The organism is Leifsonia sp. NPDC058194, assembly GCF_042883605.1.
GTDB lineage: Bacteria > Actinomycetota > Actinomycetes > Actinomycetales > Microbacteriaceae > Leifsonia.
Map to the genome: position 1 here is coordinate 385415 of NZ_JBHVVL010000003.1, position 15888 is coordinate 401302.

At 69.8% G+C, this 15888-nt stretch carries 18 protein-coding genes; 7 read left to right on the top strand and 11 right to left on the bottom strand.

Going from position 1 to position 15888, the window contains the following annotated elements; genetic code table 11:
* The first annotated feature begins 168 nt into the window (after nucleotides 1–168).
* Complete coding sequence (locus ACFVU2_RS14055; RefSeq protein WP_387875352.1) at nucleotides 169–945, top strand: VOC family protein; 777 nt, start codon at nucleotides 169–171, stop codon at nucleotides 943–945.
* 16 nt (nucleotides 946–961) lie between these two features.
* Here ACFVU2_RS14055 and ACFVU2_RS14060 read toward each other — a convergent pair whose 3' ends face one another.
* Nucleotides 962–1564, bottom strand: coding sequence for a TetR/AcrR family transcriptional regulator (locus tag ACFVU2_RS14060; RefSeq protein WP_387875355.1), 603 nt, complete (start codon nucleotides 1562–1564; stop codon nucleotides 962–964).
* Between the two features lie 77 nt (nucleotides 1565–1641).
* Here ACFVU2_RS14060 and ACFVU2_RS14065 point away from each other — a divergent pair, with 77 nt between their 5' ends.
* Nucleotides 1642–2574 (top strand): aldo/keto reductase, encoded by a 933-nt coding sequence (locus tag ACFVU2_RS14065; protein WP_387875357.1) that lies wholly within the window; start codon nucleotides 1642–1644, stop codon nucleotides 2572–2574.
* Nucleotides 2575–2587: 13 nt separating this feature from the next.
* On the opposite strand, the gene ACFVU2_RS14070 is transcribed toward ACFVU2_RS14065, so the two are convergent.
* Together ACFVU2_RS14070 and ACFVU2_RS14075 are read right to left on the bottom strand one after the other, a co-directional pair.
* On the bottom strand, nucleotides 2588–2833 hold the full coding sequence (locus tag ACFVU2_RS14070; RefSeq protein ID WP_021759686.1) for a zf-HC2 domain-containing protein: 246 nt from the start codon (nucleotides 2831–2833) through the stop codon (nucleotides 2588–2590).
* Nucleotides 2830–3438, bottom strand: a complete 609-nt coding sequence (locus tag ACFVU2_RS14075; RefSeq protein WP_223360088.1) for a sigma-70 family RNA polymerase sigma factor — start codon at nucleotides 3436–3438, stop codon at nucleotides 2830–2832. The genes ACFVU2_RS14070 and ACFVU2_RS14075 overlap by 4 nt, the downstream gene beginning before the upstream one ends.
* A gap of 180 nt (nucleotides 3439–3618) precedes the next feature.
* Here ACFVU2_RS14075 and aroA point away from each other — a divergent pair, with 180 nt between their 5' ends.
* The 3 genes from aroA to bcp are packed head-to-tail and all read left to right on the top strand — an operon-like array spanning nucleotide 3619 to nucleotide 6558.
* A complete protein-coding gene (gene aroA, locus ACFVU2_RS14080; protein WP_387875361.1) occupies nucleotides 3619–4986 on the top strand; it encodes a 3-phosphoshikimate 1-carboxyvinyltransferase in 1368 nt (455 codons plus the stop codon).
* On the top strand, nucleotides 4983–6041 hold the full coding sequence (gene rsgA, locus ACFVU2_RS14085; protein ID WP_387875362.1) for a ribosome small subunit-dependent GTPase A: 1059 nt from the start codon (nucleotides 4983–4985) through the stop codon (nucleotides 6039–6041). The genes aroA and rsgA overlap by 4 nt, the downstream gene beginning before the upstream one ends.
* A gap of 43 nt (nucleotides 6042–6084) precedes the next feature.
* Nucleotides 6085–6558 (top strand): thioredoxin-dependent thiol peroxidase, encoded by a 474-nt coding sequence (bcp, locus tag ACFVU2_RS14090; protein ID WP_387875363.1) that lies wholly within the window; start codon nucleotides 6085–6087, stop codon nucleotides 6556–6558.
* A gap of 21 nt (nucleotides 6559–6579) precedes the next feature.
* Here the strand turns inward: bcp and ACFVU2_RS14095 are convergent, their stop codons facing one another.
* The 7 genes from ACFVU2_RS14095 to ACFVU2_RS14125 all read right to left on the bottom strand — a co-directional run bounded on the left by ACFVU2_RS14095 (nucleotide 6580) and on the right by ACFVU2_RS14125 (nucleotide 12807).
* On the bottom strand, nucleotides 6580–7344 hold the full coding sequence (locus tag ACFVU2_RS14095) for an ABC transporter ATP-binding protein (protein ID WP_387875366.1): 765 nt from the start codon (nucleotides 7342–7344) through the stop codon (nucleotides 6580–6582).
* On the bottom strand, nucleotides 7341–8129 hold the full coding sequence (locus ACFVU2_RS14100; protein WP_387875370.1) for an ATP-binding cassette domain-containing protein: 789 nt from the start codon (nucleotides 8127–8129) through the stop codon (nucleotides 7341–7343). The genes ACFVU2_RS14095 and ACFVU2_RS14100 overlap by 4 nt, the downstream gene beginning before the upstream one ends.
* Entirely contained in the window at nucleotides 8126–9004 is an 879-nt protein-coding gene (locus ACFVU2_RS14105; protein ID WP_387875373.1) for an ABC transporter permease, read from the bottom strand. The genes ACFVU2_RS14100 and ACFVU2_RS14105 overlap by 4 nt, the downstream gene beginning before the upstream one ends.
* Complete coding sequence (locus ACFVU2_RS14110) at nucleotides 9001–9963, bottom strand: ABC transporter permease (protein ID WP_387875374.1); 963 nt, start codon at nucleotides 9961–9963, stop codon at nucleotides 9001–9003. Before ACFVU2_RS14110 ends, ACFVU2_RS14105 begins: the two co-directional genes overlap by 4 nt.
* A gap of 75 nt (nucleotides 9964–10038) precedes the next feature.
* Nucleotides 10039–11541: an ABC transporter substrate-binding protein gene (locus tag ACFVU2_RS14115; RefSeq protein ID WP_387875375.1), complete on the bottom strand. Its 1503-nt coding sequence runs from the start codon at nucleotides 11539–11541 to the stop codon at nucleotides 10039–10041.
* Between the two features lie 51 nt (nucleotides 11542–11592).
* Nucleotides 11593–12366 (bottom strand): DUF1684 domain-containing protein, encoded by a 774-nt coding sequence (locus ACFVU2_RS14120; RefSeq protein WP_387875378.1) that lies wholly within the window; start codon nucleotides 12364–12366, stop codon nucleotides 11593–11595.
* Between the two features lie 48 nt (nucleotides 12367–12414).
* Complete coding sequence (locus tag ACFVU2_RS14125) at nucleotides 12415–12807, bottom strand: hypothetical protein (RefSeq protein ID WP_387875379.1); 393 nt, start codon at nucleotides 12805–12807, stop codon at nucleotides 12415–12417.
* A 241-nt stretch (nucleotides 12808–13048) separates the two neighbouring features.
* On the opposite strand from ACFVU2_RS14125, the gene ACFVU2_RS14130 reads away from it, so the two are divergent.
* Nucleotides 13049–13297 carry a WhiB family transcriptional regulator gene (locus tag ACFVU2_RS14130; RefSeq protein WP_018190103.1) on the top strand — a complete coding sequence of 83 codons (249 nt, stop codon included), beginning with the start codon at nucleotides 13049–13051 and terminating at the stop codon, nucleotides 13295–13297.
* 163 nt (nucleotides 13298–13460) lie between these two features.
* Here ACFVU2_RS14130 and ACFVU2_RS14135 read toward each other — a convergent pair whose 3' ends face one another.
* Nucleotides 13461–14954 (bottom strand): sensor histidine kinase, encoded by a 1494-nt coding sequence (locus tag ACFVU2_RS14135; protein WP_387875383.1) that lies wholly within the window; start codon nucleotides 14952–14954, stop codon nucleotides 13461–13463.
* A 254-nt stretch (nucleotides 14955–15208) separates the two neighbouring features.
* On the opposite strand from ACFVU2_RS14135, the gene ACFVU2_RS14140 reads away from it, so the two are divergent.
* Nucleotides 15209–15826, top strand: coding sequence for an Rv3235 family protein (locus tag ACFVU2_RS14140; RefSeq protein ID WP_387875386.1), 618 nt, complete (start codon nucleotides 15209–15211; stop codon nucleotides 15824–15826).
* Nucleotides 15827–15888: the final 62 nt, after the last annotated feature.

Sequence of the window (15888 nt, forward strand, 5' to 3'; positions counted from 1 at the left end):
CCACTCCGGCTCGTCGGCCTCGGTCCGCCTGCTCCGCCGCGGGGGGGGTTCGCCGAGGCGGCGCGCGCGGCGGGGGGGCCCGACGGCGCCGGCCGCCCCCCCCCCCCCCCGCTTCTCGCGTTCCGGCGGGCCTTCCGCACCCGGTTCCACCGGGCGTACGGTGGCCGCATGACCGTCCTGACCACACACCGTCTCGGCGAGCCCTGCTGGGTCGACCTCGCCTCCTCCGATGTGCCACGCGCCCGCGATTTCTACTCGGCCCTGTTCGGATGGACCTTCGACGAAGCCGGCGCGGAGTACGGCGGCTACCTGACGATGCGGAAGGACGGCCGCACCGTCGCCGGCATCGGACCGGCGATGCCCGGCGGGCAGCAGGACGCCTGGCTGACGCATCTGCTCGTCGAGTACGCCGAGGACGCCGAACGGGAGGCGGTGGAGGCCGGCGCGCAGACCATCGCCGCCGCCATGGATGTCGGCACAGAGGGGCGTCTCGCGGTGATCGCCGATCCGGGAGGCGCCGTGGTCGGATTGTGGGAGCCGCGGGAGCACCGTGGTTTCGAGCTCGTCAACGAGGTCGGTGGGATCGCCTGGCACGAGCTCTACGCCCGCGCCTACCCGGCGCAGATCGACTTCTACACGAGGGTGTTCGGGTGGCAGACTCAGGTCCTCGGAGACACCGCCGACTTCCGCTACGCGACGTTCGGGGATCCGGAGTCGCCGAGCGGCGGGGTCTACGACGCCGACGGGATGCTCCCGCCCGGAGTCCCCTCCCACTGGGTGGTCTACTTCGGTGTCGCGGACGCCGAGGCCGCCTCGCAGCGGGTGGTGGAGCTCGGCGGATCCGTCGTGCGCGATCCGTGGGACAGCGAGTTCGGCCGATTCGCCCAGGCGACCGATCCGCTCGGCGGCCTCTTCTTCCTCCACCAGGTCGGCACGGGGGCCTGAGCCGCCCGACGCCGCGTCAGCTGCGCGGGCGGAGGCCGTCGACGAGCAGGTCGAGCAGGCGGGCGATCTGCTCCCGGTCGGCGACGTCGCGCGTCGCGAGGAACACCCCGACGAGGGCGGTCGTGACATCGTCGGCCGCGAGGTCCCCCCGCAGAACCCCCGTCGCCGCTCCCGCCTTCAGGTAGCCCGCGATCGCGCCGTTCACGCGCTCGCGGGTGTGCGCCGTATTCGCCGCGTCGGCGAGCGCCCCCGCGCGCAGCGACTCCGCCATCCCGCGTTTCGCCATCACGAACTCGGCGTACCGGTCCATCCAGGTGCGCAGGCCTGCATCGGCCGGCCGGCCCTCGTCCGGCCCCGTGTCGCCGCCCTCCGCCGCGGCCGCGATCACGGCGTCGAGCTCGCTCGCGTAGACCGCAGCCACGAGGTCCTCTCGGGTCGGGAAGTTGCGGTAGAGCGTGCCGATCCCGACCCCAGCCGCTCGGGCGATCGCGTCGAGGGAGGCCTGGTCTCCGCCCGCCGCGAACGCCGCGCGGGCGGCCTCCACGAGCAGAGCGCGATTGCGCGCCGCATCGGCGCGCGGCGCCCGGGATCGGATCGCGGTCGGCTCAGGGGATGACAAAGCGGAGACCCCTCCGTATAGTGAATCTATAAGCGGAGGATCCTCCGCTCTCTGACGAGTATAGGGACGCACCCATCATGAGCGACACCTCCATCCACCCCGGCGGCACCTACGACCTGGCCGGACGGCCCGTCGCGCGCATCGGCTACGGCGCCATGGCGCTGGAGCGCTTCGCCTCCGACCCGGCCGCAGGCGAACGGCTGCTGCGCCGGGCGGTCGACCTCGGGATCGACCACATCGACACCGCGGACTTCTACGGCGACAGCGTCTCGAACGACCTCCTCCGTCGCGCCCTCCGCCCCGAGGACGACGTCCTGGTGGTCACGAAGGTGGGCGCGCTCAAGAACCCGGGCGGACCGATCCCGCTGCGCCCCGGCCAGAAGCCCGACGAGCTCCGCCGTGCCGTCGAGGACAACCTGCGCTCTCTCGGACGCGACCGCCTCGACGTCGTCAACCTGCGCCGGCTCGACGTCGGCCCGGGCATCACCGCCGAGGGTGACCAGGTCGTCGACCTCGACGACCAGCTCGCCGAGCTCGTGTCGCTCCGCGATGCCGGGCTCATCGGAGCGATCGGGCTCAGCGCCGTCGATATCGACACACTCCGCCGCGCCCTCCCGGTGGGGATCGCGTGCGTTCAGAACGCCTACGGGGTCGTCGCACGGCGGTTCGAGCCGATGCTCCAGCTGTGCACGGAGAACGAGATCGCCTGGGTGCCGTTCTTCCCGCTCGGCTCCGGCTTTCCCGGCATCCCGAAGGCGACCGAGCAGCCCGAGGTCATCGCGGCCGCCGAGCGCCTGGGGGCGACGCCCGCACAGGTCGGATTGGCCTGGCTCCTCGGCCACGCGCCGAACACGCTGCTGATCGCCGGCACATCGAGCGCGGAGCACCTCGCCGAGAACGTCGCCGTCGGCGACATCACGCTGGACGAGACGACCGTGGCCGAACTCGACGCCATCTGGGACGCGCGCTTCTCGGGAGCCGGGGAGCCGACCCCTCAGTGGACCGACTGACCGCCGGACTCGCTCAGTGGGCGGTCGCCTGGAACGACCGGATGCGCAGCAGCACCTCGGTGCGCAGCGTCTCGGGCGCCGTCTCCTTGCACGCCCGCTGAACCACCTCGGTCAGCACCACGTTCAGGTGCGCCTCGTTGGTGCAGCCGTCACAGTTCGCGAGGTGCTCGCGGATGTCCGCCGCATCTTCGCGGCAGAGCTCGTTGCGCAGGTATTCCTCGAGGTCCTTCTTGGCCTTGTCGCAGCCGCAGTCCGTCATTTCGTGCTCCTGGTGGTCTGCACGGCGGCGGGCTGGACAGCAGAGAGCCCGCGCTCGTGCGCGTAGTCGGTGAGGAGTTCCCGCAGCATCTTGCGGCCGCGGTGCAACCGGCTCATCACCGTGCCGATCGGGGTCTTCATGATGTCGGCGATCTCCTGATAGGAGAACCCCTCCACGTCGGCGAGGTAGACGGCCAGCCGGAAGTCCTCCGGGATGGCCTGCAGCGCGTCCTTGACGGCACTGTCGGGCAGATGGTCGATCGCCTCCGCCTCAGCCGACCGGCTGGACGACGCGGAGATCGACTCCGCCCCGCCGAGCTGCCAGTCCTCGAGTTCGTCGATCGTCCCCTGATACGGCTCGCGCTGCTTCTTGCGATAGGTGTTGATGAACGTGTTGGTGAGGATGCGGTACAGCCACGCCTTCAGGTTCGTGCCCTGCTGGAACTGGGCGAACGCGGCGTACGCCTTGACGTAGGTCTCCTGCACCAGGTCCTGCGCGTCGGAGGGATTCCTGGTCATGCGGAGGGCCGCTGCGTACAGCTGGTCCATGAACGGCAGGGCCTGCTCCTCGAAGAGGCGACCGCTGTCCTCGGTTTCGGTGCTCATCAGGGGCAAGTCTAGTTGCGCGACGGCCGAAGCGTTCCGGCGGCGCCGCACCGTCCCTGCGGATCGGGTCCCGGCGGCCGGGCGACGGGTCGTCGCCGCAGGCGGAGCGTCGAGAACGGCGGTCCTTGATGCCACGGGATGTCCTTCCTTCAGACGGGAACACGGATACCCTTGACAACAATGCTGATCTCGAAATATTCCGCTCCCGACTTCGATCCGTACGGCGATGCCCGCACGGAGGAGCCGAACCTGCTCTGGCCCGCTCCCGTCGCATCCGGGCCGGTCTCGGCGTCGGTGTCGCTGCCGGGATCGAAGTCGTTGACCGCCCGCGAGCTCGTCCTCGCCGCCCTCGCCGACGGCCCGTCGCTGCTGCGCGCCCCGCTGCACTCGCGCGACACCGCGAACATGGTCGAGGCCTTGCGCTCGCTGGGCGTCGGCATCGAGGAGAAGGGCGGCGACAGCGAGTTCGGCGCCGACCTGCTCGTGACGCCGGCCGACGAGCTCCTCGGCAGCACCACCATCGAGTGCGGACAGGCCGGCACCGTGATGCGGTTCGTGCCCCCGATCGCCGGGCTCGCCCTCGGCCCGACCTCGTTCGACGCGGACGACTCCGCGCGCGGCCGGCCGATGGGCGCGATCATCGCTGCCCTCCGCGCGCTCGGCGTCGACGTGAACGACGACGGCCGCGGCTCCCTGCCCTTCACCGTGCACGGAACGGGGACGGTCACCGGCGGAGCCATCGGCATCGACGCCTCCAGCTCCAGCCAGTTCGTCAGCGCGCTCCTGCTCTCGGCCAGCCGCTTCGAGGAGGGGCTGGATCTGACGCATTCCGGCGAGCGCCTCCCGAGCCTCCCGCACATCGAGATGACCATCGCCGCCCTCGACGCGCGCGGAGTGCGGGTGGAGTCTCCCGAGGTCGGTCGCTGGATCGTGCGCCCCGGCGCCATCGGCGCTCTCGACGTGGACATCGAACCCGACCTGTCCAACGCCGCTCCGTTCCTCGCCGCGGCCGTCGTGACCGGCGGTTCCGTGACGATCACGGGATGGCCCGAGACGACCACGCAGGTCGGTGCCGACCTCGCCGACCTCCTGCCGCTCTTCGGCGCGACCGTGAGCCGCGACGGCGACCGGTTGACCGTGACGGGACGGGAGCGCATCCGCGCCGTCGACCTCGACCTCACCACCGGCGGCGAGCTCGCCCCGGCCCTGGTCGCGATCGCCGCGCTGGCCGATGGGCCGAGCGAGATCACCGGCATCGGGCACATCCGCCACCACGAGACCGACCGGCTCGCCGCGCTGGCCGCCGAGATCAACGGTCTCGGCGGTGCGGTCACCGAGCTGGAGGACGGCCTCCGGATCGAGCCGCGCCCGCTCCACGGAGGCGTGTGGCGCAGCTACGAGGACCATCGGATGGCGACCGCCGGCGCGATCGTCGGGCTCGTGGTCCCCGGTGTCGAGATCGAGAACGTCGCGACGACGGCGAAGACGCTGCCCCAGTTCACCCAGTTGTGGACCAGGATGCTCGCGGAAGGCACCAGCCCGCAGTGACGGAGAACACGGGAGCCTGGTGGGAGGACGACGACGAGGACGACGAATACGACGTCTACGACGAGTCGACCATCCGCACGCGGCCGAACCCGAAAGGCAATCGTCCCCGCACCAAGACCCGCCCGGAGCACGCCGACGCCCGTATCGCCCGCGTGCTGGGCGTCGACCGCGGACGCTACACCGTGCTGCTGGACGAGGACACCGGCGACGAGCACCAGCTGACCGCTGCGCGCGCGAGCGAACTGCGCCGCCAGCCGATCGTCACCGGCGACCGCGTCGCCGTCGTGGGCGACACGACCGGCGAGGAGGGGACTCTCGCGCGCATCGTGCGCATCGAGGAGCGATCCACGCTGTTGCGCCGCAGCGCCGACGACACGGACGAGGTCGAGCGCGTGGTCGTCGCCAACGCGGACCAGATGCTGATCGTGGTCGCCGCGGCCAACCCCGAGCCGCGCACCCGTTTGGTCGACCGCTACCTGGTCGCGGCATACGATGCGGGAATCGAGCCGATGCTCTGCGTGACCAAGATCGACCTCGCCGACCCCGGCCCGTTCCTCGAGAACTTCGCCGGGCTGGACCTGCCGGTCTTCACCAGCCGGGAGGACCGCATCCCGGTCGACGAGATCAAGGCGGCCTTGGTCGGCCACGACACCGTCGTCGTCGGGCACTCCGGGGTCGGCAAGTCCACGCTGGTCAACGAGCTGGTCCCCGGCGCGCGCCGGGCGACCGGCCATGTGAACGTCGTGACCGGCCGCGGGCGCCACACCTCCTCCTCCACGGTGTCGCTGAGGGTCGAGAACGGCGAGGGCCACGGCTGGGTGATCGACACCCCGGGCGTTCGTTCGTTCGGCCTCGGGCATGTGAACACGGACAGCATCCTGAAATCCTTCACCGACCTCGCTCAGCTGGCTGAGGACTGCCCGCGCGGCTGCACGCACCTCCTGGATGCGCCGGACTGCGCCATCGTCGAGGCCGTCGAGTCCGGCGCCCTGGGCGACGCGGGACGCGCCCGGCTCGACTCGCTGCAACGCCTGCTGACGACGTTCGCACGCTGACCGGCACGGCGCCATCCGTCGCCGGGTGCGCCAGAATGGTGACATGACTGACGTGCGACTCGAAGCCGGCCAGAAGGCCCCCGCGTTCACCCTTGCCGACCAGGACGGCTCCCCCGTCTCGCTCGGCGACTACGCCGGGGAGAACGTCATCGTGTACTTCTACCCCGCGGCGATGACGCCGGGCTGCACCAAAGAGGCGTGCGACTTCCGGGACAACCTCAACTCGCTGAAGTCGAGCGGCTACCGGGTCATCGGGATCTCCAAGGACGCCCCCGCGCAGAACAAGAAGTTCCAGGAGCAGGAGGGCTTGAACTTCCCGCTCCTCTCGGACGAGGACCTCGCCGTGCACAACACGTACGGCGCCTACGGAGAGAAGAAGCTCTACGGCAAGGTCGTGCAGGGCGTCATCCGCTCGACGTTCGTCGTCGACCCCGACGGCTCCGTGCGGCTGCCGCTCTACAACGTGAAGGCGACCGGTCACGTCGCCTCGCTCCGGAAGAAGCTCGGTCTCGACTGACACGAGCGGTACCCGGACCGGTCAGGCCGGGAGCCGCGGGACCGACGCCAGGAGCCGTTGCGTGTAGGGGTCGGCCGGGGAGCGCAGGACCTCCCGGGTCGGCCCCTGTTCCACGATGCGGCCACCGCGCAGCACGACCGTGTCGGCGCACAGCGACGCGACGACGCTGAGGTCGTGCGACACCATCACGACGGTCATGCCCTCGTCCGCGGCCAGGCGACCGAGAAGCTCGACGATCTGGATGCGCGTCGTCACGTCGAGAGCGCTCACCGGTTCGTCGGCGAGGAGCACCCGCGGCCTCGAGACAATGGCGCGCGCGATCGCGATGCGCTGGCGCTGGCCGCCCGAGAACTCGTGCGGGAACCGCTTCGCCGCGTCTGCCGGGAGCGAGACCGCCTCGAGGGCGGCCGCGACCCGTTCGCGGGCCTGGGAGCCGGTCGCGAGCCGGAGGGAGGTCAGCGGCTCCCCCACGATACGGCCGACGTTCTGTCGGGGGTCGAGGGACGAGTACGGGTCCTGGAAGACCGTCTGCACACTGCGGCGGAACTCCCGCATGCGATCACGGTCCCGCCGATCGAGCGGATTGCCGTCGAAGAGGACCTCCCCGCTGGTCGGCCCGGTGAGTCCGAGCAGGAGGGAGAGGATGGTCGTCTTGCCCGCGCCGGATTCGCCGACCAGGCCGACGCTGCGGCCGGCCTCGACCGTCAGCGAGACGCCTTCGAGGGCGGGGCCGGTGGCACGCCGGTACTGGAAGCCGGCGTTTCGGAGCTCGAGGATGGCGGTCACGGCACCTCCAGGGCGGCGTCGAGCTCGCGGGCGCTGCGGACGAGCTCGATCGTGTACGGGTCGGTGGGTGCCTCGAGAAGCCTCAGGATGGGGCCCTCCTCCACCACGCGGCCGGCACGGAGCACGAGCGCCCGGTCGGTCATCCGCGAGACGACGGCCAGATCGTGGCTGACGAAGAGGAGGGACATCCCGCGTTCGGCGATCAGGGAATCCAGGAGCGCGAGCACGTCGGCCTGCACCGTCACATCGAGCGCGGTCGTCGGCTCGTCGGCGATCAGGAGCTGCGGACGGCAGGCCAGAGCCGCGGCGATCGCGACCCGCTGACGCTGGCCCCCCGAGATCTCGTGAGGGTACGCGCGGGCGATCCGATCGGGGTCGGGCAGACGCACCTCGTCCAGCGCCTCACGGACGGCCGCCCGGAGCTCGCCTCCGCGCAGGCCGAGATGGCGCCGCAGCGGCTCCGCGACCTGTCGGCCGAGACGCATGAGGGGATCGAGCGCGGTCAGCGGTTCCTGGAAGACGAACGAGACGGCTTTCCCGCGCAGCGGCACCAGATCCCGCTCCTTGGCGCCCACGACCTGGACACCGTCCAGGTCGACGCTGCCGCCTGCCGTCAAGCCGTCGGGCAGCAGACCCGCGACCGCGAAGGAGGTCAGGGACTTGCCCGACCCCGACTCGCCGATCAGGCTGACCCGCTCACCCGCGCCGATCGAGAACGACACGTCGTGCACCAGTGGCGACCCGTCGCGCGCCGCGACGGAGAGGTTGCGCACATCCAGGCTCATCGCGACCTCCTCCGAGTCGGGTCGGCGACGTCGCGGAGGCCGTCGGCGACCAGGTTCACGCCGATCACCAGCACGACCAGGGCGACACCCGGGGCGATCGCGCCCACCGGCGCGACGGCGACGGTCCCCTGCGCCTCCTGCAGCAGCCGGCCCCACGAGGCGTTCGGCGGCGGGGCGCCGAGCCCCAGGTACGACAGACTCGCCTCGGCGAGCACCGCGATGCCGAACTGCAGGGCGAGGTTGACCAGGAGCGTTGGCCAGATGTTGGGCAGGATGTGCCGGGCGACGACTCCGGGCCAACTCGTGCCGGACGTCCGCGCCGCGGTGACGTACTGCTGCGAGAGGACGCGTTTGGACAGCACGCGTGTCAGTCGCGCGATCACAGCCGACATCGCCAGGCCGATGGCGAGGATCGCGGTGCCGAGCGATGCTCCCTGGGCCGCGACGATGAGCATGGCGAGCAGCAGGGTCGGGAAGGCGATCAGGATGTCGAGGACGGCGGAGATCGTGTCGTCGAGCCAGGTCGATGCGAAGGCCGCGAGCAGGCCGATCGTGATGCCGACGAGCGCTCCGATGGCGACAGCGCCGACGCCGACCGCGAGCGCGATCCGCGCGCCGACCATCAGCTGCGACAGCAGGTCGCGACCGAGCTTGTCGGTGCCGAGCCAGTGCTCCGGGCCCGGCTGCTCGAGCCTCCCGCCCGCGGTGTCGCTCGGCGCGTACGGCAACCAGAAGAACGACACCAGGGCGACGATCACGACCAGACCGACGAGCGTGAGCCCGATGCCGAGCGTGACCGAGCGCCGTGCGCGGCGTCGCGTCGCCCGCTGCGGAGCGGCGCCCTGCGCCGCGGCCTGATCCACGACCGCGCTCATCGGTTCCCCGAGATGCTGTGACGCAGGCGCGGGTCGACGAGCCGCTGCGCGACGTCGGCCGCGAAGCCGATGATGAGCACGGCGAACGTCGACACGAAGAGGATCCCCTGGATGCTCTGGAAGTCGTGCTGCTCGATCGCCCGGAGCAGCATGCTTCCGAGCCCAGGAAGGGTGAAGACGCTCTCGACGACCACGGCGCCGAGGAAGGTGGTGGCCAGCTCGATGCCCAGGATGGAGATGACCGGCACCGCGCCGTTGCGCAGGCCGTGGCGCCACATGGCCGTGCCGAAGCCGGAGCCGAGTGCGCGCGCATTGCGCAGGTAGTCGCTCCCGATCACGTCGAGCGTCGCGCTGCGCACGTAGCGGGCGATGGATGCGCTCATCACGATGGCGATCGTGATGATGGGCAGCGCCAGCGACTCCAGGGCGGCTGCGGGATCGGCCCAGTCGTCGCGGGGGAAGCCGCCCGACGGGAACCAGCGGAGGTTGATGGAGAAGGCGCTGACCAACAGGATCCCGACCCAGAACACCGGGACGGCGATGCCGAGCTGCGAGAACGCGGAGAGCGCGATCCCGTACCAGCGATCGGCCTTCCACGCTGCGACGAAGCCGACGGGCAGCGCGATCACGAGGGCGAGCAGGAACGACAGGATCGTGAGCGGGACGGTGACGGCCAGCCGCGACACGATCTCGGGCCCCACGGGCAGGGAGCTGATGAACGACGTGCCGAGGTCGAGGCGCAGGAGGCTGCCGAACCACGTGAAGAACTGCTCGATCAGCGGACGGTTGCTGCCCACCTGCTCCTGCGCCGCGGCGATCTGCTCCGGCGTCGCGTTGACGGAGAGCAGCGCGTTCGCCGGGTCGCCCGGCAGCACGCGCAGCAGGAAGAAGAGCACGACCATGGCGAGCAGCAGCGACACCACGAGGAACGCGGTGCGACGCAACAGATAAGGGGCCATGGTCTTTTCAGCGTAGATGCCCGGGGAGTCCGTCAGGGACTCCCCGGGCGATCGGTGGAGAACTCGCTCGGAGCGTTACTTCTTGACGATGTCGTACGTGTAGAACGTCGAGTTCAGTCCGTTGACGGTGTACCCGGAGAGGTCGCTCGACGCGACCACGATCTGCGGGGTGAGGTAGAGCCAGACGCTGGCGGCGTCCTTGGCGATCTGCTCGTTGACCAGCTTCAGCTTCGCGGTCTGCTCCGCCGTGGTCGACGACTGCTCGGCCTCGTTCACCCACTGGGTCACCTGCGGGTTGTTGTAGCCCCAGTAGAAGTCGGGGTTGCCGTACCAGACCACGTCGCGGTCATTGACGTGCTCCTGCAGGGTCGCCTCGAAGTTCTTCTCCTTGAAGACCTTGGAGTACCACTCGTCGGCGGAGATCGTGGTGATGTTGACGGTGATGCCGACCTTCGCCAGCTCGCTCTTCACGAACTCGGCGACCGCGGGGTGCGGGTCGTAGCTCGGGGTGTCGAGGGTGAACGTGAAGCCGTTCGGGTAGCCGGCGTCGGCCAGCTCCTTCTTGGCGAGAGCGGTGTCGTACGGGTTGACCTTGGTGAGGTCCTCGTACCAGGGGTCGCTCGGCGGCACCATCGAGCCGATCAGGGTGCCGTAGTCGCCCCAGATCGAGTTCAGCAGCTTCTTCGTGTCGATCGCGGAGTACACGGCCTTGCGGACCTCGGCCTTGTCGAACGGTGCGACGCGGTCGTTGAACGCGAGGAGTTCCTTGACCGTCGACTTGCCGTCGTTGATCGTGTAATCCTTGTTGTCCTTGATCTGCGCCAGGGCGTCGGGGCTCTGGATGTTGGTGACGATGTCCACCTGGTTCGTCAGCAGCGCGTTCGAGAGGGCCGAGGCGTCGGTGAAGTAGTCGAAGACGACCTCCTTGTTCTTCGCCTTCTCGCCCCAGTAGCCGCTCCAGCGCTCGATGCTGAGCGAGCTGCCGCGCTTCCACGTGCCGAGGGTGTACGGACCGGTGCCGTCCTCCGCCGTCTTGTAGTCCTTGACGCCCGGGCCGTAGATCCAGACGTAGCTGAGGTTGTAGGGCAGCGAGATCGAGCGGCTCTTCAGCGTGATGACGACGGTGTGCGTGTCGGGCGTCTCGATACCGGAGATCACCGCGAGCTGCGACTTGCGGGCCGACTGCGAGTCGTCCGCGGTCACGCGCTCGATGCTGCGCTTCACGTCGGCGCTGGTGAACTCGGAGCCGCCGTGGAACTTCACTCCCTCGCGGAGCGTGAACGTGTAGGTGAGGCCGTCCTCGCTCGTCGTGTACTTGGTGGCGAGGAGGGGCTCGACCTTGCCGTCGTCGGTGAGCTTGAAGAGGCCCTCGTAGACGTTGCCGTTGAACGCCTCGGTGACGCCGCTGCCGCTGCCGGCGGTGTTGTCGAGGTGCACGGGCTCGTTCTGGGAGCCGACGGCGATCGTCGCGTCGGTGCCGGACGCCGACGAGGACGACGAGGCGCCCGAGCAGCCGGCGAGAGCCAGTGCTGCCGCGAGGCCGATCGCGAGCGTGGCGAGAAGGGGGGTCTTTCTCAACGGAGTTCTCCTGTGCTGTGTGGAGGGGGAAGGGAGGTGGAGCCGGATGCGCTAGAGCGCGCCGCCCGTGCGGAGCACGACGCGCTTCTCACCCGCGGGGACGGGCACGGCGAAGCGGTTGTTCCGCGGCGGCAGCGGACAGTTGTACTGGTCCGAGAAGCCGCAGGGAGGCACGAAGGCGCGGTTGAAGTCGAGGACGACGCGATCGCCGTCGCGCTGCACGAAGAGGAACCGGCCGGACGCGTAGGTCCCGTCGTCCCCCTCGGCGCCGTTGGTCGCGTCGGCGAAGACGAGCAGCAGGGTGCCGTCGTCGTCGAACGCGCTCAGCGTGTGCTCGACCCCGTCGAGACGGAAGGTGATGTCGCCCGGCACCACGAGTTCACGGGTGAGCCCGTTGTCGCGCAGGTGCTCGAACGGCACGGTGCGGTCGGCGGACACCGGGTGGAACTCCGCCTCGACGACCCATGCCGGGTCGAACGGGAACGCCTCGATGGTGTCGAACGCGCGGATGGCGGGCGAGTCCGCGTCCCAGAGCCGGATTCCGCGCTCGGGCTCGCCGGTCTCGAGGTTGCGCCGGGTGAGCTCCGTCGCGGTGACCGTGTCGGGCCGGCCCTCCAGCGCATCGTCGACGGTCGTCGCGTCGCCGGGCGTCAGCCAACGGGTCTCGACGAGCGCGAGGTTGCCGGTCGGGGCGACGACGGACGCGAGCCGCCCGGCGCGCCACGCGTCGTACCCGGAACGGGCTGCATCGATGGTGGCGGGAGCTGCGGCGGCGGCTGCGGCGGTGGGCACGGTGGTCTGCTGCGGGGCGGAGGGATCAGTCACGATATCGGGCATAACGCACTCAGTCTGCGTCTTGTTCCCCCGGAGTGCTCATTCGTGTTGCTCTGTGTTGCGCACGGTGGCACGGACGACCGACGGGGTCAGCGCCAGGACGCCCGCCACCACGGCCGGCACGAGCAGCGCCCAGCCGACGTCCGGGCGCGCGACCAGGCCCTGGAAGCAGCCGACGGCGACCGCGATCTGCAGGATCTGGATGGTCACGGTCGACGCACGCGCCCAGGCGCGACGGCGCAGGATGCCTGCGGCGGTGATGATGACCCAGACGGCCGCCAGCGCCGTCAGCACGAAGATGGCGATCGCGGTCGTCAGGTACTGCGGTGTCAGGGTCAGTAGATCGATCAGCAGCCAGACGGCCAGACCGGTGACCAGCGCGGCCTCCAGGAACAGGATCACCGCGAGCGCCAGGAGCGCCGGAGGACGCACGGCCGAACCGGGCACTATACCACCCCACCATTTCCGTCTTGTGTTCTCAGCGTTATCCCATACAAAACTATTGATTCGAGTTAAGCGCTATGGGAGCATATTGGAGGTCGAGTTAGTGCTCACAGGGTGGTGGGCAGGTCTTTTTCCCAAACGGATCTGAAGAACCCTGTAACCCGACTGCTTACCTGCATTCTAGGCCATTCAGGCCAGGAAACATTCAGCGAACAAGGAGCATATCTTCATGGATTGGCGCGACAAAGCCGCCTGCCTGACCGCGGACCCCGAGCTTTTCTTCCCCGTCGGAAACACGGGTCCCGCTGTCGATCAGATCGACAAGGCGAAGGCGGTCTGCGCTCGCTGCACCGTCACCGAGATCTGCCTGCAGTACGCACTCGAGACCGGCCAGGACTCGGGCGTCTGGGGTGGACTCTCCGAGGATGAGCGCCGCGCGCTCAAGCGTCGCGCGGCTCGCGCCCGCCGCGCCTCCTGAGGCACAGCTCCACAGAACGTACTCGTCACCACGCACCACAGCACCGCCGAGGCGGCGCTCCGCATCCAGCTGGACGGACACCTAGCACCCCGAACAGCAACGACATCGCGGAGCGCCCCTCGGCATTTCCGTGTCCGGGGCTCCGCCATGCCCGGGGCCGTCGTCAGACGGTCGTGAGGTAGCGCAGCGGCACTTCGATGGTGACCTCGGTGCCCTGCCCCATCAGGGTGTGCCAGTCGATCGCTCCACCGAGCTCGCCCTGGATCAGAGTCCGCACGATCTGCGTCCCCAGGCCCGTGCCGACCTTGCCCTCCGGCAGACCGGAGCCGTTGTCGACGACCTTGACGGTCAGGGACTCGGCCGAGCGATGGGCGATGATCTCCACCTGACCTTCGCGTCCGGCGAGCCCGTGCTCCACCGCGTTCGTGACCAGCTCGGTCAGGGCGAGCGCGAGCGGGGTCGCGTACTCGCTCGGAAGCGTTCCGAACGACCCGGTCTTCTTCGGGTGCACGGTGGTGGTGTGGCTGGCCGCCACCTCGGCCACCAGCAGCAGCACCCGGTCGAAGACATCGTCGAAGTTCACGATCTGGGCGAGACCGGTCGAGAGCGTGTCGTGGACGACCGCGATCGCCGCAACCCGGCGCATCGCCTGGCTGAGGGCCTCGCGCGCCTCCTCCGAGTGCGTACGGCGGGCCTGGATGCGCAGGAGGGACGCCACCGTCTGGAGGTTGTTCTTGACGCGATGGTGGATCTCGCGGATCGTCGCGTCCTTCGTGATCAGCTCGCGCTCCTGATGCCGCTGCTCGGACACGTCGCGGCAGAGCACGATCGCGCCCACGCGCTCACCGCGGTTGCGGATCGGGATGGCACGCAGCGAGACCGTCACCCCACGCGCTTCGATGTCGGTCCGCCAGGGCGCGCGGCCGGTCACCACGAGCGGGAGCGATTCGTCGACCGTCAGCGTCCCCGCCACGAGACCGGTGGTCACGGTGGCCAGTGACTGTCCCTCCAGTTCGCCGGTGAACCCCATCCGGTTGAACGCGCTCAGGGCGTTCGGGCTCGCGAACGTGGTCGTGCCGTCGACGTCGAGCCGGATGAGTCCGTCGGCCGCGCGCGGGGCGCCCCGGCGCGGGGCGGCGGGGGCGCCGAGGTCGGGGAAGTCCCCCGTCGCGATCATGCTGAAGAGATCGTTCGCGCACTCGTTGAAGGTCAGCTCCTGCCGACTCGGCGTGCGAGCCTCGCTGAGGTTCGTGTGCCGCGTGATGATGGCGATCGGCTCGTCCGCGGTGTCGGGCGAGTGGACCGTGAGACGGCGGATGACCGGAACCGCGCGCACACGCGTCGGCGTCTCTTCGTACCAGTCGGGCGCGGAGGTGTCGATGATCGCTTTGGTGCGGAAGGCATCGGTCACCTGCTGCTTCCACTCGGGCTTGATGTGCTGGCCGACGAAGTCGCGGTAGAAGAGCGTCGCAGCGCTCGACGGCCGGGCGTGCGCGACGGCCACGAAGTCGTCGTCGTTCGTGGGGACCCAGAGCACGATGTCTGCGAAAGCGAGGTCGGCGAGCAGCTGCCAGTCCCCCACGAGTCCGTGGAGCCATTCCACGTCGACCTCGGACGAACGGCCTTGAGCATGGATGAGATCACTGAGCGTCGACACCCCCCTAGTGTAGGCGGACCCTTCGAGCCGAACGCCGGTTATCCACACGCGCGTTGGCACCCTGGACTCCCCTGCTCCCCACTGCTTGAGTGAGTCCGTGCGGACAGCGGCCGGGGGGCCGTGGCAGAGATCGGGGGCGGCGTGAGCACAGGGATTCCAGAGCGGACCGGCGGAGGCGCCCGGTCGCCGCCGGCGGACATCACCGCCGACCGCGGCACACGCAGCACCACATCCAGCACAGCACAAGGAGAACCATGTCGACGAGAGCGACGACGATCGAACAGCCCGCTTCGAGCGCACCAACGAGAGCGACGGACCTGATGATGCCGAATCGGCCTGGATCGGCCGGCGACCGCGCCGAGGCACTTCCGGAGGCGGCACGGCGCTCGTTCGCGGCGCACCCTGCCAACCACCGACCGCACCCGCGGCCGCAGGGGATCGAGACCCGCACCACTCTCGAATCCGCAGGCGATGACGACCGGCCGGCGGGGACTCGTCGTCGGGCCGACGCCGACGCCGACGTGGCGACGCTCGATCAAGACCCCGCGCTGTTGTGCGCGAACCTGGCGCTGTGCGTCGTGGAGATCCTCGCGGGTGCCCGCGCACTCGATCAGATCGGCCGGTGGGTCACCGATTCGGTGTTCGTCCACTTGCTGCGTCGTACGGTGATCGCAGCGCGCTCGCGCGCCGTCGCCGCCCAGGAGGCGATGCGGCCGCGCTTCCGCATCGGGGCGCCCCTGCTGTCCCACCCCGCCGACGGAATCGTCGAAGCGGTGGTCATGGTGCACCAGCCCACACGCTCCCGCGCAATCGCCCTGCGGCTCGAACGGCATCGGGAACGCTGGCGCGCCACAGCCATCAGCGTCCTCTGACGCCCGCCGATGCAGAACGCCGTATGGCGGCCTTGCTCAGGCCGCCATACGGCGTTCGGGAA